Origin of the sequence: Aeromicrobium sp. UBA7512, from assembly GCF_002476985.1 — a bacterium.
GTDB classification, from domain to species: domain Bacteria; phylum Actinomycetota; class Actinomycetes; order Propionibacteriales; family Nocardioidaceae; genus Aeromicrobium; species Aeromicrobium phoceense.
The window spans coordinates 431,663-458,035 of the sequence record NZ_DLNK01000003.1 but is presented as its reverse complement, the minus strand read 5'-3'; the positions used below and the strand labels follow the sequence as shown (position 1 = coordinate 458,035).

Here is a 26,373-nt window from a genome sequence, read left to right as displayed (position 1 = left end):
TAAGCGGTCAGAAACGACACTCCACGTGGCCTCAGTGTCCGCTGCGGGGCCCGCACCGCTGAAGGTCCTTCTCGACGGGCCGCGAGTCGTCGTCCTCGTCAGCCTCGCCATGCGTTTCAGGCATGAAAAGAAGCATCATCAACGGGCAAGCGAGCAGGAGGATGAGCACGAATCCCGACGGTGGCGCACCCATGGCGAACGCACCGACCAGCACGGCCGCACTTACGGCGACGAACCACACCAACTTGCCATTGAACCGGTTCACGTCGAACTCCACTCCCTGGGACGAACCACCCCAGCATCCGCTCCCCGACTCCCGACTGGGGCGCTGATTCCGTGAAGGTTCGCTGAAGATCCCGCTTCGTGAATCAGCCGGGTGCTGCTGGGTCCTTGCTCGACAACACGCACAAGTGCGGCCACGGCGCCACGTTCGTTGTACGACGTCCCATTGCCCGGGAGTGAAAGGCCGAGCCGGTCACGCTGAAATCTTCAGGGAAGCTTCATTGCGCGGTGAACATTCCGACACATGTTTCGTGTTGGCTCTATAGGGATTTCAGCAAGCTAGCCGGAGATGACCTGTATGACGCCCGAGCCGGCCACGCCGGAGAGTTCACCGTTACCGTCCTCGACAGAAGGGCTGTCACGTGAGTAACACCCGCCGCGCCTGTGCGGCAGTTGTTGTATCCGCCGTAATCGTGTCCTCGCTCGCGGCCTGCGGCACGGCAGCACCAAAGATCGAGTCAACGTCGGGCGATGCCATGGGGCACGTTCACGGCATGGGAATCGACCCCGCCGACGGGACTCTCTTCGTGGCATCTCATCTGGGCCTGTTCACCGTGGAGGAAGGGTCGCCACCGCGGCGGGTCGGGGAAGCTTGGCACGATCTCATGGGATTCTCGGTGATCGGTCCCGGGCATTTCGTCGCGAGTGGTCACCCGGACCTGGCAAGCGACCTGCCCACGCATCTCGGTCTGATGGAGTCCATCGACGCGGGGAAGACGTGGCGGCAGGTGTCCCTAGCGGGAAAGGCAGACTTCCACGCACTCGATGGCACTGACTCTCGGCTGGCGGGCTACAACAGCGTTTCCGGACAGCTGCTTCTCACGAGCGACCGTACGAACTGGACCACGATCGATGAACGTCCAGTCATCGACGTCGCCACCGATCCCGACTCGACCGACCTCTTCGCGACGACCCCGTCCGGCGAATTGATTCGTTATCCCGCGAGCGACGGAGCTCGCGCGCGGACCGTCGTCGCACCGTCCTTGGCGTACATCGATGGGGGCCAGGACGGTCTCGTCGTGGGCATTGCAGCCACTGGACGTGTTCATGTGAGTCGCGACGGCGGTGAGAGCTGGAGAGCGGGAGGTGCGCTCCCGGACTCCCCGGAGGCACTCGAAGTGACGCCGGATCGCTGGTACGCAGCCGCGGGTGGTGCCGTCTTCGAATCGACGACCTCGGGTGCCACGTGGAGTCGCCTCACCTAGTCATGGTCTGTCCGGCGAAAGCCGCACATCGCTCCACGAGTGTGCTCCCCGAACGACCTCCCCTGGTCCTCGACGCGTCCCGCTCACGCCTGTTCCACGGCGGTCAGGGCGACTCAGAGGTGTGGTTCTTCGCCCGAGACGAGATGGTCCGCCTGGTTGAGACCCTCCCGCACCAATCGTGCGACGTGTCCGCTGAGGATCCGGTAGACCTGATGGCGACCGTCGCGCTGGGCGTCGACGAGACCGGCGAGGCGGAGCTTCGCCAGGTGCTGGCTGACCGCCGTGCGCGAGGCTTCGACCGCGTCGGCCAGTTCGCCGGCTGTGGCAGGTCCCTCCGTGAGCAACCACAGGAGCTCCAAGCGCGTGGGCTCTCCGATCAACGCGAACACGTCAGCAGCCTCACGCAGGCGCTCGAGGTCGGGGCGCTGCGGATGGTCCAGGCTCGAACGACGCGGCGTCGGGATCGGATCGCTCATGGTGCTGCCGATCCTGCCACCTCTTGCTACCGAGTGAGTACCGGTCGGCGCGACGATGCCACGGCGGCCGCCAGTCCCAGGACTGAGATCGCGGTCATGACCGCGGCGGTGGTCGGGACTCCGAATTGATCTCCCGTCCATCCAGCGACTGGGTAGGCGAACAGGAAACAGGCGTGGGACAACGAGTAGTTCGCGGCGAAAGCACCGGCCCGTTCGCCCTCGGTGACACTCCGGTTGATGACTCTTCCCGATGGCGTCAGGATCGCCGACGTCGCAGCGCCAATGACAGCCCAGATCACCAGCAGGGGCGCCCAACCATGGTCGCCTCCCGTCACGAGAACAGCCAGCACCAAAGCCGCGGGCACGGTGACGCCACCTGCGAGCATCAGCGTCCGGTCGCTGATCGTGTCGAGGAGTCGCGGTGCCGCCAACGCCACGACCATGGATCCGGCGCCGTAACAACCGAGCGCGACCGCCAGTGAGGTCGAGCTCAAGCCGAGTGTTTCGCGAACGACGACGACGGTGTTGACCAGGACGAGCGAGGAGGCGGCCGCGACCACCAGGTTCAACGCCATCAAGAAGCGCAGCGGCCCGCGCGTGACGAACAGGCGCATGCCATCTGTCGCGCGTCGCCAGAACGACACTTCCGCCTTGTGAGGCCGGACCGAAAGCCCAGCCGTGATGACCATGACCGCAGAGACACCGAACCCGACGGCCGTCCCGGCAAACAGGACATGGAAAGACACCACGGTCAGGAGCGCCGCCGCGATCATGGGACTGACGAGCGATTCCAAGTCATACGCCAGTCGCGACAGCGACAACGCCCGCGTGTAGTCGCGCTCGTCGGGCAGGACCGCGGGAATCACCGCTTGGAACGTCGGAGTGAACGTCGCCGACGCGGTCTGCAGCACGAAGATCAGCACGTAGATCTGCCAGACCTCACTCACCCATGGCAAGCCCACTGCGACCCCGCCGCGCACCAGATCCGCCGCGACCATCACCCGACGCGGCGGCAGACTCGCAGTTGCCGCGGTCAGAAGCGGGGAAAGCAGCACGTAGGCGACCATCTTGATCGTCGACGCAGTAGCCACGACCGTTCCCGCCGATCGCGGCGCAACATCGAACGCCAGCAAACTCAACGCAACGGTCAGGAGGCCCGTGCCAAGCAGCGCCACCACCTGCGCACTGAACAGGTGCCGGTAGGCACGATGCCGCAGGACGGAACGCTCGACCAAGATCACTCGACAACGTTACGTGCGCACATCTGCACGTGTAAACATTCCGCGGGAGGATCTCGGTCAAGCGAATGATCCAACAGTCGGACGGGTACTGATCATGAAAGGGCGGTTCCCACCGGTCGTCAGACGCAGGTCACCCGCCGCCACCATTTCGAGGAGGAGGAACCATGGTTCACACGAAGATGCTGGATGCCTACCCGAAGGATCTGGGTCAGATCGACAAGCAGAAGTTGGCCGAGTGCATCGCAGCCTGCTTCGAATGCGCCCAAGCGTGCACGGCTTGTGCTGACGCGTGCCTGGCCGAGGACATGGTCGCCGAATTGACCACATGCATCCGCACCAATCTGGACTGCTCCGACATCTGCACGGCCACAGGCAAGGTGCTTTCGAGGCGCACCGCATACGACGCCGATGTGACCCGAGCGTTCTTGGAAGCCTGTGCCGTCGCGTGCAAGGCTTGCGGCGACGAGTGTGAGAGTCACGCCAGCATGCACGCACACTGCCGCATCTGCGCCGAGGCTTGCCGCCGGTGCGAGGAGGCCTGTCGCGACCTCCTCGCCAGTCTGGGCTGAGGCACGAGCTCCCTCAGGACGCCCGCTGCATCTCGGAGTTCTGGGTGGGATCGTTGTCGGGCTGCTGCCCGGGCAGCCGGAGTCGCTTGAGCAGCAGTGCGTTGACTGCCACCAACAAGCTGGAGCCGGACATCGACAAGGCGGCGACCTCGGGCCTGAGGACCAGGCCGAAGGACGGCTGGAAGACACCAGCCGCGATGGGTAGCGCGATCGCGTTGTATCCCACCGCCCAACCAAGATTCTGACGCATCTTGCGCAGCGTGCCTCGGCCGATCGTCAGCGCCACGGGGACGTCCAGGGGGTCCGACCTCATGAGAACGACGTCTGCGGCGTCGATCGCGACGTCGGTACCCGCGCCAACCGCGATGCCGACGTCTGCCTGCACGAGAGAAGGTGAGTCGTTGACTCCGTCACCGACCATCGCCACGGTGCGCCCCTGCGCCTGCAGTTGCTTGACCTGGTGTGCCTTGTCCTCGGGCAGGACATCCGCGATGACGTCGTCGATTCCCAACTCCTCGGCGATCCGCTCGGCGGTCGCACGGTTGTCGCCGGTGAGCATGGCGACCCTGATGCCCGCCTCGTGAAGTGCGGAGATCGCGGCGGCGGACGTCTCGCGGACCGCGTCGGCGATCCCGATCACCGCGACGACCCGATCATCGACGGCAACGAACACCGCCGTGCGACCGCCGGCGGCGATCTCGTCGCGCTGCGCACCCAGGTCACCGATGGTGATCGCTTCGGATTCCATGAGGCGACGGTTGCCGATGGCGATCTGGTGGCCGTCGACCTCGGCGAGGGCGCCGATGCCCGTGACGTTGCGGAACGCGGTGGCGCGCAAGCGCGGCACATCGGTTGCATCGACGTGGCGCACGACGGCCTGAGCGAGAGGATGTTCGGACTCTCGTTCGAGTGCGCCCGCGAGCGCCAGGACCCGATCGCGATCGAAGTCGCCGACAATGACGTCCGTGACCTCGGGCTCCCCCTTGGTGAGGGTGCCGGTCTTGTCGAAGACGACGGTGTCGACGCGCGCGGAGCTCTCGATGGCGGTGGCGTTCTTGAACAGAATCCCGCGTTTCGCGCCGAGGCCCGAGCCGACCATGATTGCTGTCGGCGTGGCGAGTCCAAGGGCGTCGGGGCAGGTGATCACGACCACGGTGATGGCGAACAGCAGCGCAGTCTGCACGCTTGCGCCGGCAGCGAGCCAAACCAGGAAGGTGCCGACTCCACCGACCAGTGCGACCAGAACGAGCCAGAATGCGGCCCTGTCCGCGAGTCGCTGTCCCGGCGCTTTGGAGTTCTGCGCCTGTTGCACCAGCGCGACGATCTGTGCCAGAGCGGTGTCAGCGCCCACCTTGGTGGCGCGCACCCGGATGGTGCCGCTGGCGTTGATGGTGGCGCCGATGACCCGATCGCCGGGCCCCTTGTGCACCGGGAGGCTCTCGCCGGTGACCATGGACTCGTCGACCTCCGACTCGCCCTCTTCGACGGTGCCGTCAGTGGCGATCTTCGCCCCCGGCCGGATCAGGAGAAGGTCATCGACCTCGACCTCGGAGGTGGGAACTTCGACCGGTTCGCCTTCGCGGAGAACGACCGCCAACGGCGGAGCCAGATCAAGCAACGTACGGATCGCGTCGTTGGCGCCGCCTCGTGCCCGCATCTCGAACCAGTGGCCGAGCAACACGAACACGGTGAGCATGACAACGGCCTCGTAGAAGACCTCACCGCCCCCAGTGACGGTGACTCCGAGGGAGTACAGCCAGCCGGCTCCGACGGCCACGGCCACCAGCACCATCATGTCCAGCGTCTTGGCCCGGAGCGCCCGCCAGGCGCCGTCGAAGAAGATCCAGGCCGAGTAGAAGATCACCGGCAGGGACAGGATCAAGGCGAAGATGTCATCGCGCATCCCGAACGGAGCGGCCGCGTCGAAGCCGAGCATGTCCCGCCCCATCGGCGAATACAGCGTGATGGGTACCGCGAGCAGCAGGGCGACCAGGAATCGGTTGCGCATGTCGCGAACCATGTCAGCCATCGACATCGTCCCGTGACCGCCGTGGCCCATCGCATCATGCGGTGACGAGATCGGCGAAGCCGCGCCTGCGTGGCTGCTGCCCGCGTCGTGACCGTCGTGCTGGAGCTCGTGGTGGTGCTCGGCGTGCTCGTCACGGCCAGGCTCGAGCATCGGATCGCACACATGATTGGGAACCGACTGTCCCGCGCAGTGGAATCCGCATTCGCGCACCCAGTCCCGCAGATCGCTCACGCTGGTGCGCTTCGGGTCATAGGTGACGGTGGCCGTCTGGGCGACCGGGTTGGCATCGACGGAGAGCACCCCGGGCCGGCGCGACAGCATCGCTTCGGCTACGTTCTTGCTGGACGCCCACTGGACCCCAGAGACCTCGATGATGGCGGTGGTACCCCCGTCACGCTGCGCGTGATGGTCGCGGTGGCCGCTCGTGTGCTGGTGCGTCGTCATCGTACTGCCTCCACATGGGAAAGGTTGGTCTTGCTTGAGTCAAGGCGAGCGTGCGACGTCTCGGCTGTCTGCGTCGAGACGGGCTGGAAGCGCCGCAGTCGCAAACTGTTCGACACGACGAACACCGAGGAGAACGCCATGGCAGCGCCGGCGATCAGCGGGTTGAGCAGACCGAGCGCGGCCAGGGGCAGCGCCGCAACGTTGTAGGCGAAAGCCCAGAACAGGTTGCTCTTGATGGTCCGCAGCGTGCGCCGAGAGAGCCGGATCGCGTCCACGGCGGCGCGCAGGTCGCCGCGAACGAGAGTGAGGTCGGAAGCCTCGATGGCGGCGTCGGTGCCGGTGCCCATGGCGATGCCCAGGTTGGAGGTGGCCAGTGCCGCGGCGTCGTTGACGCCGTCTCCCACCATGGCGACCGTGCGGCCCTCGCGCTGCAAACGCTCGACAGTGGCGACCTTCTCAGCGGGGAGGACCTCGGCGATCACCTGCTCGATGCCCACCTCGGCGGCGACGGCACGGGCAGCGCGTTCGTTGTCACCGGTGAGCAGAATCGGCTCGAGTCCCAGCTCCTTGAGCTCGGCCACGGCCTGCGCACTCGTGGGCTTGATCGCGTCGGAGACCACGACGACCCCGCGGGCCGCTCCGTCCCAGCCAGCGGCGATCACGGTCCGGCCTTGCTGTTCCGCGGCCTCGACCACTCCCGCCAGGCTCGCGTCGAGGGGTTGGTTCCACTCTCGGGCCAGCCAGCCGGGGCGGCCGGCCACGACCGCGTGGCCGTCGACCACCCCGGCGACGCCGAGGCCTTGGGTCGAGGAGAATCCCTCGACATCGGGCAGCTGCGACTCGAGTCGTTGGCTGGCCCCGGTGGCAATGGCCTGACCGATGGGGTGTTCCGAGGCGTTCTCGAGGGCACCGACCAGCCGGAGCAGATCGGCACTGTTCACACCATCGGCGGGGACCACATCGACCAGTTCCATCCTTCCGGTGGTCACGGTGCCGGTCTTGTCCAGGACGATCGTGTCGACCACCCGAGTGGACTCGAGCACCTCCGGGCCCTTGATGAGCACGCCGAGTTGGGCACCGCGGCCGGTCCCGACGAGCAGTGCGGTGGGGGTCGCGAGACCGAGGGCGCAGGGGCAGGCGATGATCAGCACCGCCACCGCGGCGGTGAATGCGGCGGTGACGCTGTGACCAGTCAGCAGCCAAGCGGTGAGCGTGACCAAGGAGAGCACGAGCACGATGGGCACGAATACGGCCGAGACACGGTCGGCGAGTCGCTGGACCTGCGCCTTGCCGTTCTGGGCGTCCTCGACCAGCCGTGCCATCTGGGCGAGTTGGGTGTCGGCTCCGACGCGGGCGGCCCGGACCACCAGACGTCCGCCGGCGTTCACCGTGGCGCCCACGACGACATCACCGGGCCCGACCTCGACGGGGACCGACTCGCCCGTGAGCATGGACGCGTCGATTGCCGATGTACCGTCCTCGACGACGCCATCGGTGGCGACCTTCTCGCCCGGGCGCACCAGGAACCGGTCGCCGACCTCAAGTTGGCCCACCGGCACGCGCACCTCCGTGCCGCCGCGCAGGACGGCAACGTCCTTGGCGCCCATGTCGAGCAGGGCGCGTAAAGCCGCTCCAGACTGGCGCTTGGCTCGAGCCTCGAAGTACCGGCCCGCAATGATGAAGGTGGTCACCGCCGCCGCGACCTCCAGGTAGATGTGGACGTCAGCTTCACCATCCGGGAAGAGGTCGAACGGCATCCGCATGCCAGTCATCCCGGCGTGGGTGAACAGCAGCGCCCACAACGACCAGAGCCACGCGGCGGTGACTCCGACGGAAATGAGGGTGTCCATGGTCGCCGCGCCGTGGCGCGCGTTGGTCACCGCGGCACGGTGGAACGGGGCCGCCCCCCAGACGACCACGGGTGAGGCCAGCGTCAGTGAGATCCACTGCCAGTTGTCGAACTGCAACGCCGGAATCATCGACATCGCCAGGACCGGGACGGAGAGCACGGTTGAGACGATCAGGCGCTGTCGCCAGCTCGCGGCCTCCAGATCCCGGTGGTCCGTCTGCGCGTCGGTCGAAGGGTCGTCACCGCTGGCCGCCTGAGTGGGCACGGTCGCGGTGTACCCGGTGGCCTCCACCACGCTGACAAGATCGGCAGGGGTGAGCGTCGTCGGATAACTGACCTTGGCCTTTTCGGTGGCGTAGTTGACCGTGGCCGACACACCCTCGACCTTGTTCAGCTTCTTTTCGATCCGCGCGGCGCAGGAGGCACAGGTCATCCCGCCGATGGCGAGCTCGACGTCGTGCAGCGCGTCGACCGTAGGGGTTGGTTGTGCCATGACTGTGTCTCCTGCCTGGATTGAATCGGGATGCGCGTGAGGGTTTCGGTCCTCAGGCGAGTTGGTAGTCGCCGGCCTCGTCGAGGGCGGCGGCGACCTGGGTCTGGTCGAGTGGCTCGGCGCTCGCGACGGTGACTGTCGAGGTACCGCCGGCGACGAGGTCGACGGTGACGTCGGTGACTCCGTCGAGGCTCTTGAGTTCGCCGGTGACGGCGCTGGCGCAGTGGCCGCAGGTCATTCCGGTGACGGCGTAGGTGTTGGTGGTCATGTCGCTCTCCTTCGGCGCGGCGATGGTGATCGCCTCAGTGGTGGTGTCGGTCGAACTTTCGGACTGGGTGTTGGATCCGCAGCCGCATCCCCCGCAGCCGCACCCGCCGTCGCCGGCGGAGGAGTCGAGCAGTTGAAGATTGCGGCTGTCGTCTGACACGGACATGGGTGCTCCTTCGTTTGATGGATCGATCATGAGCGGACGAGTCGCCGGATCGCTGCGGAGGCCTCGTTGAGCTTCTGCTGGGCCTCGGCAGGGTCGGTGGGGTGCGTCAGGCAGTGTTCGAGATGCTGGTCGAGTAACAGCAGCGCGACCCCTTCGAGGGCCTTCGTGGCCGCCGACAACTGGGTGAGGATGTCGATGCAGTACTGCTCCTCGTCCACCAGCCGCTGCAGGCCACGCACCTGACCCTCAACGCGACGGAGCCTGGCGAGGACAGCCTGCTTCTCGGTGATGTATCCCGGTTCAACGGCCATCGCGAAACTCCTTCGGAGGATACCCCTTGGGGGTATCGGTCTTCGTGACTGACCATACCCCCACCGGGTAATGAAAAGCACGGCCGCGAAGAGAACTTCGTCGAACCTTCATGTTCGCCGCTTCCTGCCCTGTCAGACGCTGATGTCGTTCACCGAGTCGGTGTTGAACACGGCCATGATGGCCAGGGCAGTAGGTGAAAGGCCGCGAGGTTCTGTGATGTTTCGCTGAAGATCCGGGCCGTTCAGTCCGGGCGGACGAGTTACTTGAAGCAGGGAAAGCGCAACGTGAACGTCGTGCCGCTCCCGGGCCCGGCACTGGTCACCGAGATGCCACCGCCTTGTGCCTCCACGAGCGCCTTGGCGATCGCCAGACCGATGCCAGAGCCACCGTGGCCGCGGTCGCGGGCGCTGTCGGCGCGGTAGAACCGGTCGAACAGGTGCGGCAGGTGCTCTGCCGCCACCCCCTGGCCCGTGTCGCTGACGCGGTACTGGACCCAGTCATCGATGCGGCGACAGTCCAAGGTGACGGTCCCGCCCGTCGGAGTGTGGCGCAGAGCGTTGTCGAGCAGGTTGCCGAGCACCTGTCCGAATCTGTCGGAGTCAAGGCGGACCTGGCCGGCGTCGGCGAGTTCGCTGAGCAGGCGAACCCCCTTGGTGGCGTACCGGTCACGTGCGGCCTCGATGGCCGCCGCAGCAGCATCCGCTGCCGGCACGGGTCGCAGCGTGACGTCGAGCCCTTCCTCCGCTCGCGACACGGCGGTCATGTCCTCGGCCAAGCGCCGCAGTCGGCCTGTCGAGCCCCGGATGACGCCCAGGGTGTCGTCATCGAGGTACCGGATGCCGTCCTCGACGGCCTCGAGATGGGCGTCGATCGTGGCCAGGGGGGTCCGCATCTCGTGTGCCAGGTCGGCCAGCATGCTCCGGCGGGTCGACTCCGTCGCTTCGAGTCTCTCGGCGAGGCGGTTGTAGGTCAGTGCGAGCGAGGCGAACTCTTCACCCAGTCCCGGGTCGGGCACCCGGGCGCCGTACCGGCCGGCAGCGACCTGTGCCGCCGCCGCCGCGACGTCGCTGATCGAACGCTGAACCCGGCGGCTGAAGTACCAGGAGACGGCCAGCGCTGCGAGCACCGAGGCGATCAGCGCGAGAGAGATGGACAGAACCAGCGCGGAGGCGAAGGCCTCCTCCACATGGCGAATCTGTTCGGCGGTGTGTTCGTCACCGGCCTGTTGCAGGTGGTCGCTGAAGATGCCGGGGCCCACGACGGAAGCCACGAGCCACGTGGTCAGGGCCCCGGCCACGAGGACCAGGGCTTGGGCCACCAGGAGCCGAGCGGCGAACCGAGAGCGGACACGGGTCGTGTCCGCGCGAGCTCGGCGGTCGGTCACTGGCCGGTGCCCATCCGGTAGCCGACTCCACGGACGGTGCGGATGAATCGGGCCTGGCTGGCGTCGTCGTTGAGTTTGCGCCGCAAGTGCCCGACGTGGACGTCGACCAGATGTTCATCGCCGACCCAGGTGGGACCCCAGACGGTGTCGATGAGCTGCCGGCGGCTGAATGCCATCTGCGGGTGGTCGGAGAGAGCGGCCAGAAGGTCGAACTCGGTGCGCGTCAACGACACCGGTTCCCCCTCGAGCCAGACGTCCCGCCCCAGCGGATCGACGACCAACGCACCGAAGGTCCGGGCCCCCTCCACCTGGTCGTCTGCCCCATCCGGCTTCCGAGGTCGGCGCAGCAGTGCCTGGATCCGGGCCATCAGGATCCGAGGGCTGAAAGGCTTGGTCATGTAGTCGTCTGCCCCCACCGAGAGGCCGATCAAGGTGTCGACCTCCTCGCTGCGCGCTGTCAGCATCACCACATAGGCATCGGAGAATGTGCGCAATTGCCGACAGACCTCCACACCGTCCAGACTCGGCAGACCCAAGTCCAGCACCACCACATCCGGATCGACGGTTCGAGCGACTTCCAATGCCTCCATACCGTCGTGGACCACAGCCACCTCCAGGCCTTCGCGTTCGAGGTAGCTGCCGATGACCCCCGCAAGGTGCGTCTCGTCCTCGACGACCATCGCCCGCAGGCCCGTCGGGGGACGAACACCCGCGGCACCTCCCGCCGGTGAGCCGGCCGTTCCGTTGATCACGTCCTCGCCCATACCCGACATGATGGCAGTCCATCTGCCCTACCAGCCCAGATCAGCACCGCGGGCGGCCCATCCTTCAGCGAACCTTCACACGAAGTCCACTATGTCGCCCTGGTGCCGGGTCGATCATTGAAAGTACGAGGCCCGACGGAGGAGCTGAGCACGATGATGGGTTGGTATCACGACGGCACGGGATGGGTCGGTTGGATCCTCATGACCCTGGCCATGGTCGCGTTCTGGGCGTTGGTGGTCGTTGCAGTGATCGCGATCTTCCGCGGCACTCAGAGCACTGATGCATCCCCTTCTGATCGCAGGGACCCGATGCAGATCCTTAACGAGCGGTTCGCCCGCGGCGAGATCAACGAGGACGAGTACCACGCCCGCAGCACCGTGCTGCGCACCTCACAGCGGTAGGAGAACCAACCACCGTCTTGTCGCCGCAACGAGATCGACGGCGTGCCATGAGGACCCAGGTCCGATCGTGGTCATCGTGCCCGATGGCGGGCCTTGGAAGTGAACTTCGAAGCCACAACCCGAGCCAGGGGACGACCCACCATGCCACGACATTCACCACGCCGAGACCGGCATGATGACCACGCTGTCCCACCGGACGGGCGGCTGACGATGCCCGCACACCACGTCCCGGATCGTGAGCTCAACTTGGCGGAACTCGCTCGTCCTGAATCTGACAAGCACGTGGGCGTCTTCGGGACTGCATGGGACGCACTGACCGCGCTTGTCGGCGCCATCATGGGCCTGCTCCCCCACCTGCTGCACCACGTCGGCCTTCTCGGCGGAGCAGTACTGGTGACCGGCGCGACCGGCAACGTGCTGTTCGCCGTCGTCGGACTGGTCTTCTCCATACCGCTACTGCGACGTCTTCATCGACGATTCGACTCGTGGAAGGCGCCCGCCCTCGCGTTGGGTGTGTTCGCGCTGATGTTCTCCCTCTCGGCCTTCGTCATCGGTCCCGCCATCAGCAACGGCGACCAGGAACGGGTTCCCGTGCGGACCGTTGATCCGGACGAGCACGAGGGTCACCACGGCTGACGACCCGCGCCATGACGCCGGCTGCTGCGTGTCCCGGAAACCCAACGGTCGACATGGCACCCCCCACCGAGCGCTTCTTCAACGAACCTTCACGAGACAACGCCGGTCACCTTCACCGCGCGGCGAGAACATCGAATTGGACCGGATATCGGCGGTCGACCAAGAGTTGGAGGAGATCATGAGTAAGCGGTGGAGCATCAACATCACCCCTGCCGAACGCGTCGCTCGAGTGGTCGTCGGAGCGCTCGGCACCGTTACCGGAATCGTGCTGCTGGCTGGCGCCTCATCCACCTGGGCTGTCGTCCTCGAACTGCTGTTGCTGGCGGCAGGCCTCGACCTCATCGTCACCGGAGCGCTCGGACACTGCCCGCTGTACGCCAAACTCGGGCACATGCCCGCCTCCTTGAAAGGAAAGACATCATGAGTACGCCACACGGCATGGATCACGGTGCGCACAGCGATGGGCACGCGGGGCACCATCCGCGGGAGTCCTCGCCGAGTTCCGAAAACCACCATGGCGGGCACGAGTCCGACAGCGTCGGCCACGGGACACATCGCGGTCATGGATTGATGATGATCATCTGCTGCATCCCGATGTTGGTCATCGCCGGCCTGCTTTTCCTGACCGGTATTGCAGGTACCAACATCATCGTCGTCGCACTGCTGTGCACCGCGATGATGGCGGCCATGATGTTCGTCATGCCCGGCGGGCACGACCACAAGTGACACGGCCCCCAGACCGCATGTGAGGGACGTCAGCCGATTTGAGCCGCAGCACGACATCGGGACTGGGCACCGCTGCCGGGCACAGGTCAACGCCGCTCCCCGCACGCGGTCAACGCGCTCTGAGTCGCGCCCGGAACCGGAAGTCGTCAGGTCGGGCACCAATCTCGACCTCACCGAACCCGGCGACTTTCAACCGTGTCGATAGCCGCTCCGGCTCGACCACGGTGAAGGTGTCACCGATGTGCGCCAGCGCGAGCAGGGGACCTGATCGGTTGTCTGAGCCCGCGAAGATTCCACGCGCGCGAAGGACCCTGGCGGCCTCGGCGTACAGGCGGTCCTGCGCCGCTGCCGAGGGTAGGTGGTGCAGCATCGTGAAGCAGACGATCGCGTCGAATGAGTCCGGCGCGAACGGCAGTGCCGTCGCGTCGCCGTGGCGCACGTTCACGCTTGGGTGCCGTCGCGCCAGTGCAGTGGCATCAGCTTCGTCGTACTCGACGCAGGTCAGCGAGCCCACGCGCGGCAACAGCCAGTCCGTTGTCAGCCCTGGGCCCGGGCCGAGCTCCAACACCGCCGCTCGCTCGAGTTCGATCCCCTCCAGCGCCCAGGGCAGCAGCACACCCACGTGCCACCGCCAGAACCGAGACCGGCAGTAGAGACGATGCAGCAGGTTCACCGTCGAGTCCTCCTTTCGAAAGCGCGGTGTCACTCAGACATGGCACCACGACCGAGCACGTGCTGGCCTGCATCAACGCTCAGGTTCGTGCCCCCTGCCCTGACGAGGATCTGCCGGTGGTGGCACGTCGGTCGGGTTTCACCTGCACCCGGTCCGGGGTGACCGTCACCCGCAGCCGCCGGCCACGATGGACCACGGTGAAGCGTGCAGATCCCAGACCGTCGGGCAGACGCGGATCGAACACGAGCTCCTCATCCTCGCGGCGCATTCCGGCGAAGGCGCGGGTGATGATGTCGATGGTCCCGGCCATGGCCCCGAGATGGATCCCTTCCCTTGTGGTGCCGCCCTGGGTGTCGTCCAGGTCGGCGGTCAACGCCTCGCGGAAGGTGCGCCAGCCTCGGACGGGATCCATGCGAGCCAGAACGGACGCGTGCGCTACGCGGCTCAGCGTGGAGCCGTGCGCGGTGCGTGCCAGGTAGTAGTCCACCGTGTCCTCGACGAGGTGGGGTTGGGCGCGATAGCCCAGATGTTGCAGCATCTCCACGAGCCCATCGGGGCCGAGCAGGTAGACGAGCATGAGCACGTCGGCCTGCTTTGCGAGCTTGTAGCCGTTGGTCGCGTCTCCCTCGGCCTCCAGGATCAGGTCGAGCCGGCCGATGTTGCCGTAGGCGTCCCGATAGTGGTCCCAATCCAGCTCGGCCAATCCTTCGTAGCCACAGAACTGGCTGATCACCCCGTCATGGAACGGGACGGTGAGACGGCGACCGAGGTGCTCCCACCGGTCTGGCTCGTCGGGCCCGATGTCGAGTCGGGTGCGCAGTTCGTCGCAGTCGTGCACGGCGGTCAGGTCCAAGATGTCCAGGGCGCGTCGACACAACCAAGCAGCGAGCACGTTGGTGTAGGCGTTGTCCCGCAGTCCTTGTCCCGGGGCGTCGGGATACCCGTCGTGATACTCGTCGGGTCCCATCACCCCGGCAATGTGGTAGCGATCGTTGTCGTCGTCGTAAGTGGCCAGGCTGCTGAACAGGCGGACCACCTCGATGATCAGGTCGGCGCCGCGATGGGCCAGCCAAGCGACGTCGCCGGTGGCCTCGTAGTACTGCCAGGCGTTGTAAGCGATCGCGAGCCCCACGTGGCGTTGGCGTCGGGAGTTGTCGGGCATCCACCGACCCGAGCGCAGGTTGTACAGCTGGTGTGGTGTCTCTTCTCGGCCGTCGCTGCCGCTCTGCCACGGGAACATCGCTCCGGCCAGTCCGGCGACGCTGGCGGCGCGGCGGGCAGCGTCGAGACGTCGAAGCCGATAATCGAGCAGCGCGCGGGTCACCCAAGGCATGTGCGGTGTCAGCACCGGCAGCACGAACAACTCGTCCCAGAACACATGCCCCCGGTAGCCCTCGCCGTGTAGGCCCCGGGCCGGCACCCCGGCGTCGATGTCGGCGGTGTGCGGGGACAGCGACTGCAACAGGTGGAACACGTGCAGATTCAATGTCAATTGGGTCTGTCGATCGGCCTCGAGCTCGATCGCGAAACGGTCCCAGAGCCGTTGCCATGCCGCCTCGTGGTCAGGCAGCAGGTCGTCGAGCCCACCCGGGGCCCAGGTCAGCTCATCCAGAGCCGCCAGCCGCGGCGCTGCGATCGCCCGGTCCCGGGAGGTAAAGATCGCCACGGTCTTGACCACCGTGACCGGCACCCCGTCCTTTAGGGTCAACTCGAACCGGTGCGCCGCCCGATCCTCCTCGGCGGTCATTGAATCGGTGGCAACTCCGCCCGTCACCGTGGTCCGGACGGCGGTGGCGATGCGGATCTGGCTCTGGGTGGTCTCGACCTCCACCAGCAGCGTGCTCGGATCGACCCTCTCGCTCCTCACCGTGCGCAAGTGCTGGTCGGCCAGCGGCCGATACTCGGCGACATTGCGGTTGCGTACTCCGGCGTCGACACCGCTGGCCAAGGTCACCGTGCCGCTCCAGCCGTCGGCAACCAAGGTGGTTTCCAGTGCAGCTAGGTGCGGGCGAGCCATCGACACCACGCGGCGTTGAATCAGCCTCATCCGGCGACCGGCGGGATCGGTGAGTACCGCGTGCCGAGTGAGCACCCCGCGGCGCATGTCCAGCTCGCGGCGCTCTGCAGAGGCCACCAGGCCACCCTGGGACCACCATGGCTCCCCCGCGGTGCGCACATCCAGGCAGAGCCAGTTCGGGGCGTTGACCAGGTGTTCGTCCTCCACCTCTCGACCGTGCACGGTGGAGGTGAGCCTGTTGTAGACCCCTGCCAAGTAGGTGCCCGGATAGTGCACCTCGTCCGCGGACCGCTCCGGGGCCGCACCCCTGGTGCCGACGTATCCGTTCCCGAGCGTGGTCAGCGCTTCTCGATGCCCCTCATGAGCCGGGTCGAACCCCTCGTAGACCAGTACCCACGGGTCGGCCCGCAGGGAGCCGAGATCCAATTGAGAGACGTCCTCAACCACCACGTCAGCGCCCTCGGCTTCCAGTGACTCCCGCTGCCCAGACCGGTCGACCCCGACCACCAGCCCGAAACCGCCGCGGCGGGCCGCTTGAACCCCGGCGATGGCATCTTCGACCACCGCCGTCCTGCCCGGGGCGACGCCGAGGAGTCGTGCGGCCTCCCGGAAGGTCGCCGGGTCGGGCTTGCCCGGCAAACCGGTCTCGGCGGCGGACCCACCGTCCACGACGACGTCAAACACCCCGTCCAGATCGGCAGCAGCAAGAAGCGCTTCGGCGTCACGGCTTGCGGTCACCAAGGCGACCGGCACTCCCCCGTCGCGAAGCCGGTGCAGCAGGTCCAGGGTGCCGGCGAACACTCGAACGCCGTGCTCGGCAAGGAGTTCACGGTAGACCTCGTTCTTTCGCGAGGCCAGGCCGTACACGCTCCAACTTCCTGACGGGTCCTGCGGGGTCCCCGTCGGGATTTCAAGGCCCCGCGCCGCCAAGAAGGTCGCGACCCCGTCCTCCCGTGTCCGCCCGTGCACGTAGCGCCGGTAGTCGGCGTCCGTGTCGAAGGGGGCGGGCGTGCTGTGGGTGCTCGTCTTGGCCCGCTCGTCGTCCAGTACCGCGTCGAACAGTCGTTTCCACGCCTTCGCGTGGAGGTCGGCGGTGTCGGTGACCACGCCGTCCATGTCGAAGATCACCGCGTCGTGGGGTGGTACGGCACCGGTCGGCACCGTACCGCTCGGCACCACTGGCGGTCGCTGCTCCATCTCTTGGTGGTCACACACCGGTGACCGGTGGTTCCAGAAAGGGGAGAAACTTCTGACGCATGCCCAGAACCTGGTCGGTCATCGCGATGGAGGTTGCCCCGTCAGTCACGCTGCCGGTCAGCGCTCGGATGGCATCAATGGTCTCCGGGACCACGATTGCTTCGTTGCCGACTTGGTAGGTCAAGAACGCCTCGTCGTCCTGCACGGTCAGGACGTCCTCCCAGATCGCCACCTCCCACATGTCGCCGCGAGGTCGACCGAGATCTCGCATCAACTCGACGGTGGTGTTCAGTGCGGTCAAGCCGTCGGTCATCTTGATGAACGCGATCCGGGGCGCGGCCCGCAGTACCTCGAGCACTTCTTCGGAGCTGGAGGGTCGAGTCAGTTGCAGAGTCCAATAGTGGTTGTGAGTCTGGGTGTGCGCGGCTTTCGCTGCCATCGTCACCACGTCAAGGTCGGGTCGCACCGTGAGTGCATCCGGTCCCTGATGCGACGGAATGGAGGCCTCGGGCACCACGGTGTTCATCACTCCACCCAGGTGGGAGTCGCCCGGGTCGCTGGCCCGTCGAATCAAGACGCCACGCGCTCGACTCAACAAGCCGGCGTCCTGCAAGGGTCCCAGTACCCGCACCACGCTGGTGGTGTTGCACGACACCACACGGGTCATGTCGCGCCCCACCGCGCTGGCGTAGTTCGCCTGCGCCACGAAGGAGTGCCCGGTGGTGGCATGACTCTCACCGCCCTGCAGCACGGCCTTCACCCCGGCCGCCCGATAGGTCGCCAAATTGGTCGCCCCGACCTTCTTCGGTGTCGTGTCCACCACGACGTCGATGTCCCCCAGCAAATCCGCCAAGCTCCCGGCCACCGGTACACCAGCAGCCCGCAGCGCGGTCTCGCCCTGATCTGTCGCGGCGAACATCGCGATGTCATGGCCGACCGCGGTACGCGTACTCCAATCCGCGACCACGTCGGCGACGCCGACCAACGCCATGTCCGGCATGGCGCGGACCGCGTCGGCGACGCGCTTGCCGATCACCCCGTAGCCGTTGACCGCGACGCGAATCATGTTCTCACTCATGCGAGTTCTCCTTTCCAAACCGGTTGGCCTCATGCACTGCTTGTCCTCGCGCGCTTCCCCGCCTCTGAGGAGCGTTGTCCAGTCACGCCTCGCCCTGCTCACCGAGCCCAACGACGCCCTCGCGAGCGGTGAGGATCAAGGCTCTGGTTCCTCCAGCGGATTCGGTCCGCTTGTTGACGGTCCCGTGTGGCTGCTCCACTGCCAGTTCCGGATCTCGGGCATGTCCTGGCCGTGGCTGCGGATGTATTGGCGGTGCTCGATCAGTTTCGTTTGCAGTGCCTCCCGGGCATGCGCGGAAACCGCGTGGAGTCGCGGCACGCGATCGAGCACGTCGATGGCGAGGTTGAACCGGTCGATCCGGTTGAGCACGCACATGTCGAACGGGGTGGTGGTGGTTCCCTCCTCGACATAACCGCGGACGGCGAAGTTCTGGTGGTTGGTCCGGCGGTAGGTCAGGCGGTGGATCAGCCACGGGTAGCCGTGATAGGCGAAAACCACTGGCGTGTCGGTCGTGAACAGGGAATCGAACTCGGGGTCGGTCAGACCGTGCGGGTGATCCCGCTTGTCCTGCAGGCGCATCAGGTCCACCACGTTCACCACCCGGATGCGCAGTTCCGGGAAATAGTCGAGAAGGATCTGCGTCGCAGCGAGGGTCTCCATCGTCGGAACGTCCCCGGCGCAGGCAAGGATCACGTCGGGTTCCTGCCCTGCGTCGGTACTGGCCCACTCCCAGATCCCGATTCCCTTCGTGGCGTGAACGATGGCGTCCTGCATCGACAGGTACTGCGGTTGGGGCTGCTTCCCGGCCACGATCACGTTCACGTACTGACGGCTACGCAGGCAGTGGTCAGCGACCGACAGCAGGGTGTTCGCATCCGGCGGCAGATAGACACGGATGACTTCAGGTCCCTTGTTGATGACGTGGTCGATGAAGCCTGGGTCCTGATGGGAGAAGCCGTTGTGGTCCTGGCGCCACACGTGCGAGGTCAACAGGTAGTTCAACGAGGCGACCGGGCGGCGCCACGGGATACCGTTGGTGACCTTCAACCACTTGGCGTGCTGATTGAACATCGAGTCGACGATGTGGATGAACGCCTCGTAACAGGAGAATATCCCGTGCCGACCGGTGAGCAGGTAGCCCTCCAGCCACCCCTGGCACGTGTGCTCGGACAAGATCTCCATCACCCGCCCGTCCGGAGCCAGGCCGACGTCCTCGGACAGGATCGGTGCCATCCATGCGCGGTCGGTCACCTCCAGAACGGCACCCAATCGGTTGGAGTTGTTCTCATCTGGGGCGAACACTCGGAAGTTCGTCATGTTGTCGCCCATGACGTCGCGTAGGAAGGTGCCCAGCACCCGGGTCGCCTCCACCGCGCCGGTTCCAGGATGTTCAACCGGGACCGCGTAGTCGCGGAAGTCGGGCATCCGCAGATCCTGCAACAGCAACCCGCCGTTGGTGTGTGGGTTGGCGCTCATCCGGCGTTCCCCGGTCGGGCGCAGGTCGCGGATGCTCGCCACCGGTGCGCCGTCCTCGTCGAACAACTCCTCGGGCCGGTAGCTGCGCAGCCACTCCTCGAGCACGGCGCGGTGGGCGTCATCCTCGCGCGCGTTGGCGAAGGGAACCTGGTGGGAACGCCAGAATCCTTCGACCTTCAGTCCGTCGACCTCCTTGGGCCCGGTCCAGCCCTTCGGGGAGACCAGCACGATCATTGGCCAACGTGGCCGCTGCGTATGCCCTTCTTCACGGGCCAGGCGGCGGATCTCGGCGATCTCGTCGAGACAGCGGTCCATGGCGGCGGCGAAGTCGCGATGCATCTGCTCCGGATCGGAGCCCTCGACGTAGTACGGGGTATGACCGTAGCCACGGAGCAGCCCGTCGAGTTCGTCTCGGTCGATGCGACCCAGCACCGTGGGATTGGCGATCTTGTACCCATTCAGGTGCAGGATCGGCAGCACCGTCCCATCGCGGGCGGGGTCGACGAACTTGGTCGAGTGCCAACTGGCGGCCAGCGGCCCGGTCTCCGCCTCCCCGTCACCGACCACGGCGGCCACGATCAGGTCGGGATTGTCGAAGGCTGCGCCGTACGCGTGGGACAACGCGTAGCCCAGCTCGCCACCCTCGTGGATCGACCCCGGTGTCTCCGGGGCCACGTGGCTGGGAATCCCGCCGGGAAAGGAGAACTGGGTGAACAGTCGGCGCATCCCTTCCTCGTCCTGGGACACATCGGAGTAGACCTCGCTGTACGTGCCCTCCAACCAAGCGGCCGCGACCGGACCGGGACCACCATGACCGGGTCCCATGACATACATCATGTCCAGATCCCGAGCCATGATCGCGCGGTTGAGATGGGCGTAGATGAAGTTCAGACCCGGCGTGGTGCCCCAGTGCCCCAGAAGCCGCGGCTTGACGTGCTCGTCCCGCAACGGCTCGCGAAGCAGCGGATTGCCCATCAAGTAGATCTGACCGACAGAGAGGTAGTTCGCCGCCCGCCACCATACGTCGATCCTGGCGAGTTCATCGTTCTTCAATGGGGTTGAAGTGGATTCCTCGTTGATCGTCATCGGTTTGTCCCTTTCTCTCGATCACCGCCGGCGCCAATTCCGTTCATCGCTTCGCCTCGACAGGCTCCGCTCCCTCCGGCGCGTCCTCGTCGATCGTCGCGTGACGGAGCTCGACCCGGCGGAGCAGTTGGGCGTTGAGGGCGACGACGATCGTCGAGACGCTCATCAGCACAGCAGCCAGGGCGGGCGGCATGCTGATCCCGGCCCAGTGGAATGCGCCGGCAGCGACGGGAATGGCGAGCACGTTGTAGCCCGCCGCCCACCACAGGTTCTGCAGGCTCTTGCGGTAGGCGGCCTTCGAGAGCCGAATGATGCCTGCGACCGCCCGCGGGTCCGAGCTGGCCAGGATGAGCCCTGCAGATTCGATGGCGACATCTGTGCCAGCACCGATCGCGATGCCGACATCGGCACGGGCCAGAGCCGGGGCGTCGTTGACGCCATCGCCGATCATGGCCACCTTGAGCCCACGAGCCTGCAACTCGGCAACCTTGGCGTCCTTCTCCTCTGGAAGTACTTCCGCCATCACCTCGTCGATCCCGAGATCCTTGCCGACAGCATCGGCGACCTGGCGGGCATCGCCGGTGATCATCATTACTTGTCGGTCCATCGCGTGAATTTCATCGACAGCGGCGCGAGCCTCGGAGCGCACCTCATCCTCGAGTGCGATCCCCCCGATGATCGTGTCCCGTCGAACCAGGTACAACACCGAGGAGCCGCGGTCCTTCCACCCCCGGGACCACTCGGAAAGGTCACCCGGTTCGGTCAAGGACCGTTCCCGCAGCAGTGCTGGCCCGCCGACCGCGTGGGCGTCGCCGTCAACGGTGGCTTCGACCCCACGGCCAGCGCTCGATCGGAAGTCGGTGGCGGCTGGCACGTCGCCGTGTGCCTTCGCTGCATCGACGATGGCCCGCGCCAAGGGATGCTCACTGTCGGACTCGACCGCTGCGGCGAGGCGCAGCACGTCCTCCACGGACACACCGCCAGAACCGCTGGCGCCCACCACCTTGTGCTCCCCCTTCGTGAGGGTGCCTGTCTTGTCGAACAAGAAGGCGTCAACGGTGCGGCTCTGTTCCAAGGCGAGTCGGTCCTTGATCAAGATGCCGTTGCGGGCCGCGGTCGCCGAGGAGATCGAGGTGGTCAACGGGATGGCCAAGCCCAGTGCGTGCGGACAAGAAATCACCAAGACCGTCACGACCCGGGTGACGGCCTCATCGACATCACCGAGCAGGAACCACACGACGGCGGTGATGACAGCGACACCGGTCGCCACGTAGAACAGCAGTGCGGCAGCCCGATCGGCCAGCACCTGCGTGCGGGACTGTGACGCCTGGGCCTCGGCCACCAGTCGCTGGATTCCGGCGAGCGTCGTCTCCTCACCGACTGCGTCGACCCGAACCCGGATCGCCGAGTCTGTCGAGACGGTGCCCGCCACCACCCGGTCCCCCACATCCTTGGCGACCGGTTTCGATTCGCCGGTGATCATGGACTCATTGAGTTCGGCGGCCCCATCGACGATTTCGCCGTCAGCGGGTACTCGCGCTCCCGAGCGCACCAGCACGACATCGCCGTCGTGCAGATCCTCGATCGCCACGGGCTCGATCGAGCCGTCCGGTCCGACTCGTTCTGCTTCGTCGGGAAGGAGTTCAGCCAGTGCAGCTACCGCGTCCTGAGCCTGGCCGAGTGCCTTCATCTCCTGCCAGTGGCCGAGCAGCATGATCGTCACCAGGGCGGCGAGCTCCCACCAGAAGTCCAGGTCGAACCAACCGAGCGACGTCGCCATCGACGCCACGTAGGCGACGATGATCGCCATCGTGATCAGCAGCATCATCCCCGGTTTGCGTTCCTTGATCTCGCGCCAGCCGCCCTCCAGGAACGGCCAACCGCCCCAGAAGAAGATCACCGAACCCAGGACGGGGCCCACCCACTCCCGACCTGTGAATTCGAGTTCGTACCCGAACCAGTCCATGACCATCCCGCTGGTGATCACCACCGGAACGGTCAGCAGGAGACTCCACCAGAACCGACTTCGGAACTGCTCAGTGTGGTGTCCGGCGTGTTTGCCGCCATGCGCGTGATGGCCGTGACCGCCGTCTTCGCCATCTCGTCCGGCACCAGCGCCGTGGCCGGCGTGGCCGTGATCCTCACCGCCGGGGTGGTCACCGGGGTGCTGGGGTCCCTCGCTGACTCCAGCCACATCGCTCGCCGGGTGGTTTCCGTGATTTTCGTGGTTTGACACTGGCCCTCCAATATTTCAAGTCATCGTGCCCGACCTGTTGTCCGGAAGCCAGGACCGAAATCGAACAACACGTCTGGTCAGGTCAACTTGGCCCGGCGGCCGCGATCGGCCCTGTGGTTCATTACCCTGGCGGCTGTCTATCGCATCGGGAGCCCGTCGTACTCGCCCGTTGGGGTGACGACGGTTCCGGCGTCGCCCCGCAGGATCGCCGGGATGTCGTCGAGTTGTCCGATGATCCCGATGCCGCCGGTGAGTTCGACGAACCGGCAGATCGCATCGACCTTGGGACCCATCGATCCGGCTGGGAAGTCCAAGCGGCGCAGTGCGCTCGGGGTGGCGCGCTGGATCACCCGGGCGTCGGGGGTACCGAAGTTCTCTTGGACGCCGGAGACATCGGTGAGCACCAGCAGGGCGTCGGCCTCCAAGGCCTCGGCCAGGACCGCGGAGGTCATGTCCTTGTCCACGACCGCCTCGATACCTTCGAGTTCGCCCTGCTCGTTGCGGATCACCGGCACGCCGCCACCGCCGGCGCAGATCACGATGGCACCGCTGGTCAGGAGCAGCCGGACCAGCCGGGTCTCGACGACTCGCTCCGGGCGAGGTGAGCCAACGACGCGGCGCCAGTGTGGTCCGTCGGGCTTGACCGTCCAACCACGCTCGTGCGCGAGACGTTGAGCCTGCGTCTCATCGTAGACCTCGCCCACGAACTTGGTGGGGTTCTCAAGCGCAGGGTCGTCCGCGCTCACCAGTGTCTGGTTGATGACCGCGGCGACCTGTCGACCCGGACTGGCATTCTGCATGGCTTGCAGGAGCCAGTAGCCGATCATTCCCTGGGTCTGGGCACCGAGTACGTCGAACGGGTACGGCGTGCTCAGGCGCGGATCAGAGGCCGACTGCAGGGCCAGGATTCCAACTTGCGGTCCGTTGCCGTGGGTGATCACCAGTTCGTGGTCGCGAGCCAGCGGTGCGAGCGCTCGAACGGCTCGCTTGACGTTGTCCTCCTGGATCTCCGCATCCGGGCTCTGTCCTCGCTTGAGCAGAGCGTTGCCGCCCAGGGCCACGACGATGCGCATGTCAGTCCCCCAGGGTGGCCACGAGGATGGCCTTGATGGTGTGCAGCCGGTTCTCGGCCTGGTCGAACACGATCGAACGTTCGGATTCGAACACCTCGTCGGTCACCTCGACGCCGTCCATCCCGGTCTTGTCGTAGATCTGCTGACCCACGACCGTGTTGCGGTCGTGGAAGGCCGGCAGACAGTGCATGAATCTCACGGCCGGGTTGCCGGTGCGCTGCACCATCTCCTGATTGACCTGGTAAGGCCGAAGCAGGGCGATACGTTCGTCCCACACGTCGTCGGGCTCGCCCATGGAGACCCAGACGTCGGTGTAGAGGAAGTCCACCCTCTTGACCCCTTCGGCGACGTCGTCGGTCAGCAGGAGCCGCGCGCCGGTACGTTCGGCAATGGTGCGGGCCCGGGCGAAGGTGTCGTCGTCGTTCCACAGTTCCTTCGGCGCGACGATGCGGACGTCCATGCCCATCATCGCGCCGGCGATCAGCAGTGAGTTGCCCACGTTGTTGCGGGCGTCTCCGCAGTAGGCGAAGGCGATCTCGTGGTCGTGTTTCGTGCTGTGTTCGCGCATCGTGAACATGTCACACAGTGACTGGGTCGGATGCCACTGGTCGGTCAGGCCGTTCCACACCGGGACACCGGCCTTCGCGGCGAGCTCCTCAACGTTGGCGTGGGAGGAACCTCGGTACTCGATCCCGTCGAACATCCGGCCCAGGACCCGGGCGGTGTCGGCGATGGACTCCTTGTGCCCGAGTTGGGAGCCAGAGGGGTCCAAGTAGGTGATGAGTGCGCCTTGGTCGTAGGCGGCGACCTCGAACGCGCAGCGGGTGCGGGTGGAGGTCTTCTCGAAGATGAGGGCGATCTCCTTACCGGTCAGACGCGGCACTTCGGTGCCGGCGTACTTGGCCGCCTTGAGTGTCGCCGTCAGGTCAAGTAGGTGCTTCCACTCGGTCGGGGTGAAGTCGAGTTCCTTCAGGAAGTGGCGGCTGCGCAATGTCCGTGACATCGGCTCAGATCCCGTCTCTCTCGATCGGACACGTCATGCAGCGCGGTCCGCCACGGCCGCGACCGAGCTCATCGCCCTCGATCGTGATGACCTCGATCCCGTTCTTGCGCAGGTGCGTGTTCGTGGTGACATTGCGCTCATAACCCACCACGACGCCAGGCCGGACCGCGAGCACATTGCACGCGTCATCCCACTGCTCACGCTCGGCGGCCCGGATGTCCTGGGTGGCGGTGAGCACGTTGATCCGGTCCAGACCGAGGGCGCCGGCGATCGCCGTGTGCATGTCCTCGGGCCGGTGCGGGGTGACCTTCAGCTCCTTCTCGTTGTCACCGGGCTCGACCGTGTAGGAGGGCAACATCGGCATGCCGGCGTACTGGGTGAACGTGTCCTCGTTGAGCATGGTCATCACGGTGTCCAGGTGCATGAACGCGCGCTTGTGGGGCATCGCGAGTGCCACGACCTTGTTCGCAGCGCCTCCGGCGAACAGCTTGGTGGCCAACCGTTCGACACCTTGCGGGCTGGTCCGCTCACTCATCCCGACCAGCACCGCCCCCCGGCCCAGGACCAAGATGTCACCGCCCTCGGTGGTTGCCGCGCCGTCGGCGCGACCTTCACCCCAAATTTGGAAGTCCTCGTCGGCAAAGTGCGGGTGCCAGCGGTAGATGGCTTCGTAGTGCACGGTCTCGCGGGACCGGGCCCTCTTGCGCATGGAGTTGACGGACACACCGTCGTAGATCCATGCGGACGTGTCCCGAGTGAAGATGTGGTTGGGCAGTGGAGCCAGCAGGAGGTCATCCATGTCCAGGGCGGCGATCACGAGCGATCCGGGTCCCTCGACCCGTTCCAGCAACTCGCGCTTGGTCATCCCGCCGATCAGGAACCCGGTGGCCTCGTCACCGGACATCGCATCGAAGGTGTTGCGCACCGTGTCGATCGCCATCGGTCCGTAGACGCGCTCGTCGAAGCTGCCGTCCAGGACGAACTTGCGGGCCTCGGGGATCTCGATGACCTCGCGCAGCAACTGGTCGAAGTAATGCACCTCGACGCCGCTCTCGCGCAGGGCTTCGGCGAACCCATCGTGCTCCTTCTTCGCCTCCTTGACCCACAACACGTCGTCGAACAAGTACTCCCGCATGTTCGACGGCGTCAGACGGCCCAACTCCATGTCAGGCCGGTGCAAGATCGCTTGGCGCAACCGGCCGACCTCTGAATCCACGTGGAGCGACATTCGTTCCTCCTGAGTCCATGACGAACGGTCATGTAAGCACAGGCGGCACACCGGAAGGTAG

General features: G+C 66.0%; 24 protein-coding genes. 7 read left to right on the top strand and 17 right to left on the bottom strand.

All coding sequences use genetic code 11. The features are described 5' to 3' along the window. Positions 1-31: 31 nt before the first annotated feature. Positions 32-265 (bottom strand): DUF2933 domain-containing protein, encoded by a 234-nt coding sequence (locus B2363_RS04135; RefSeq protein WP_146825559.1) that lies wholly within the window; start codon positions 263-265, stop codon positions 32-34. 379 nt (positions 266-644) lie between these two features. Here B2363_RS04135 and B2363_RS04130 point away from each other — a divergent pair, with 379 nt between their 5' ends. After that, positions 645-1,487, top strand: a complete 843-nt coding sequence (locus B2363_RS04130; RefSeq protein ID WP_286928652.1) for a F510_1955 family glycosylhydrolase — start codon at positions 645-647, stop codon at positions 1,485-1,487. 113 nt (positions 1,488-1,600) lie between these two features. Here B2363_RS04130 and B2363_RS04125 read toward each other — a convergent pair whose 3' ends face one another. Further along, the gene (locus B2363_RS04125; RefSeq protein WP_286928650.1) at positions 1,601-1,963 is read right to left on the bottom strand and encodes an ArsR/SmtB family transcription factor; all 363 of its coding nucleotides are present in this window, start codon (positions 1,961-1,963) and stop codon (positions 1,601-1,603) included. A gap of 26 nt (positions 1,964-1,989) precedes the next feature. Continuing rightward, entirely contained in the window at positions 1,990-3,204 is a 1,215-nt protein-coding gene (locus B2363_RS04120; protein WP_286928648.1) for an MFS transporter, read from the bottom strand. Between the two features lie 164 nt (positions 3,205-3,368). Between B2363_RS04120 and B2363_RS04115 the strand changes: the two genes are divergently transcribed. After that, positions 3,369-3,773: a four-helix bundle copper-binding protein gene (locus tag B2363_RS04115; protein ID WP_286928646.1), complete on the top strand. Its 405-nt coding sequence runs from the start codon at positions 3,369-3,371 to the stop codon at positions 3,771-3,773. 13 nt (positions 3,774-3,786) lie between these two features. Here B2363_RS04115 and B2363_RS04110 read toward each other — a convergent pair whose 3' ends face one another. The 6 genes from B2363_RS04110 to B2363_RS04085 all read right to left on the bottom strand — a co-directional run bounded on the left by B2363_RS04110 (position 3,787) and on the right by B2363_RS04085 (position 11,397). Beyond that, on the bottom strand, positions 3,787-6,246 hold the full coding sequence (locus B2363_RS04110) for a heavy metal translocating P-type ATPase (RefSeq protein WP_286928644.1): 2,460 nt from the start codon (positions 6,244-6,246) through the stop codon (positions 3,787-3,789). Continuing rightward, a complete protein-coding gene (locus B2363_RS04105) occupies positions 6,243-8,588 on the bottom strand; it encodes a heavy metal translocating P-type ATPase (RefSeq protein WP_286928642.1) in 2,346 nt (781 codons plus the stop codon). The genes B2363_RS04110 and B2363_RS04105 overlap by 4 nt, the downstream gene beginning before the upstream one ends. A 52-nt stretch (positions 8,589-8,640) precedes the next feature. After that, complete coding sequence (locus B2363_RS04100; protein ID WP_286928640.1) at positions 8,641-9,021, bottom strand: heavy-metal-associated domain-containing protein; 381 nt, start codon at positions 9,019-9,021, stop codon at positions 8,641-8,643. Between the two features lie 26 nt (positions 9,022-9,047). After that, on the bottom strand, positions 9,048-9,332 hold the full coding sequence (locus tag B2363_RS04095; RefSeq protein WP_087625510.1) for a metal-sensitive transcriptional regulator: 285 nt from the start codon (positions 9,330-9,332) through the stop codon (positions 9,048-9,050). A 260-nt stretch (positions 9,333-9,592) separates the two neighbouring features. Next, positions 9,593-10,651, bottom strand: coding sequence for a sensor histidine kinase (locus B2363_RS04090; protein WP_286928638.1), 1,059 nt, complete (start codon positions 10,649-10,651; stop codon positions 9,593-9,595). A gap of 62 nt (positions 10,652-10,713) precedes the next feature. Beyond that, positions 10,714-11,397: a response regulator transcription factor gene (locus B2363_RS04085; protein ID WP_146825686.1), complete on the bottom strand. Its 684-nt coding sequence runs from the start codon at positions 11,395-11,397 to the stop codon at positions 10,714-10,716. A 285-nt stretch (positions 11,398-11,682) separates the two neighbouring features. Between B2363_RS04085 and B2363_RS04080 the strand changes: the two genes are divergently transcribed. From B2363_RS04080 to B2363_RS04065, 4 genes are all read left to right on the top strand, one after another. Further along, positions 11,683-11,883 (top strand): SHOCT domain-containing protein, encoded by a 201-nt coding sequence (locus tag B2363_RS04080; protein ID WP_286928637.1) that lies wholly within the window; start codon positions 11,683-11,685, stop codon positions 11,881-11,883. A 336-nt stretch (positions 11,884-12,219) separates the two neighbouring features. Then, positions 12,220-12,519: a hypothetical protein gene (locus tag B2363_RS04075; protein WP_222593354.1), complete on the top strand. Its 300-nt coding sequence runs from the start codon at positions 12,220-12,222 to the stop codon at positions 12,517-12,519. 178 nt (positions 12,520-12,697) lie between these two features. Then, positions 12,698-12,943, top strand: a complete 246-nt coding sequence (locus tag B2363_RS04070) for a YgaP family membrane protein (RefSeq protein WP_146825552.1) — start codon at positions 12,698-12,700, stop codon at positions 12,941-12,943. Further along, a complete protein-coding gene (locus B2363_RS04065; RefSeq protein ID WP_286928632.1) occupies positions 12,940-13,245 on the top strand; it encodes a hypothetical protein in 306 nt (101 codons plus the stop codon). Before B2363_RS04070 ends, B2363_RS04065 begins: the two co-directional genes overlap by 4 nt. Positions 13,246-13,354: 109 nt before the next feature. On the opposite strand, the gene B2363_RS04060 is transcribed toward B2363_RS04065, so the two are convergent. The 5 genes from B2363_RS04060 to B2363_RS04040 all read right to left on the bottom strand — a co-directional run bounded on the left by B2363_RS04060 (position 13,355) and on the right by B2363_RS04040 (position 22,759). After that, positions 13,355-13,918 (bottom strand): class I SAM-dependent methyltransferase, encoded by a 564-nt coding sequence (locus B2363_RS04060; protein WP_286928631.1) that lies wholly within the window; start codon positions 13,916-13,918, stop codon positions 13,355-13,357. A 79-nt stretch (positions 13,919-13,997) separates the two neighbouring features. Next, complete coding sequence (locus B2363_RS04055) at positions 13,998-17,132, bottom strand: beta-phosphoglucomutase family hydrolase (protein WP_286928629.1); 3,135 nt, start codon at positions 17,130-17,132, stop codon at positions 13,998-14,000. Between the two features lie 10 nt (positions 17,133-17,142). Beyond that, complete coding sequence (locus B2363_RS04050) at positions 17,143-18,210, bottom strand: type II glyceraldehyde-3-phosphate dehydrogenase (RefSeq protein ID WP_286928627.1); 1,068 nt, start codon at positions 18,208-18,210, stop codon at positions 17,143-17,145. Between the two features lie 135 nt (positions 18,211-18,345). Beyond that, entirely contained in the window at positions 18,346-20,772 is a 2,427-nt protein-coding gene (locus tag B2363_RS04045) for a phosphoketolase family protein (RefSeq protein ID WP_286928625.1), read from the bottom strand. Positions 20,773-20,815: 43 nt separating this feature from the next. Further along, positions 20,816-22,759, bottom strand: a complete 1,944-nt coding sequence (locus tag B2363_RS04040; protein WP_286928624.1) for a copper-translocating P-type ATPase — start codon at positions 22,757-22,759, stop codon at positions 20,816-20,818. Between the two features lie 66 nt (positions 22,760-22,825). Between B2363_RS04040 and B2363_RS04035 the strand changes: the two genes are divergently transcribed. Continuing rightward, positions 22,826-23,005, top strand: coding sequence for a hypothetical protein (locus B2363_RS04035; protein ID WP_286928622.1), 180 nt, complete (start codon positions 22,826-22,828; stop codon positions 23,003-23,005). 140 nt (positions 23,006-23,145) lie between these two features. Here the strand turns inward: B2363_RS04035 and arcC are convergent, their stop codons facing one another. The 3 genes from arcC to B2363_RS04020 are packed head-to-tail and all read right to left on the bottom strand — an operon-like array spanning position 23,146 to position 26,363. Beyond that, a complete protein-coding gene (gene arcC, locus B2363_RS04030) occupies positions 23,146-24,081 on the bottom strand; it encodes a carbamate kinase (RefSeq protein WP_286928620.1) in 936 nt (311 codons plus the stop codon). Position 24,082: 1 nt separating this feature from the next. After that, positions 24,083-25,084 (bottom strand): ornithine carbamoyltransferase, encoded by a 1,002-nt coding sequence (argF, locus tag B2363_RS04025; RefSeq protein ID WP_286928619.1) that lies wholly within the window; start codon positions 25,082-25,084, stop codon positions 24,083-24,085. A gap of 4 nt (positions 25,085-25,088) precedes the next feature. Further along, the gene (locus tag B2363_RS04020; protein WP_286928618.1) at positions 25,089-26,363 is read right to left on the bottom strand and encodes an arginine deiminase; all 1,275 of its coding nucleotides are present in this window, start codon (positions 26,361-26,363) and stop codon (positions 25,089-25,091) included. Between the last annotated feature and the right edge of the window lie 10 nt (positions 26,364-26,373).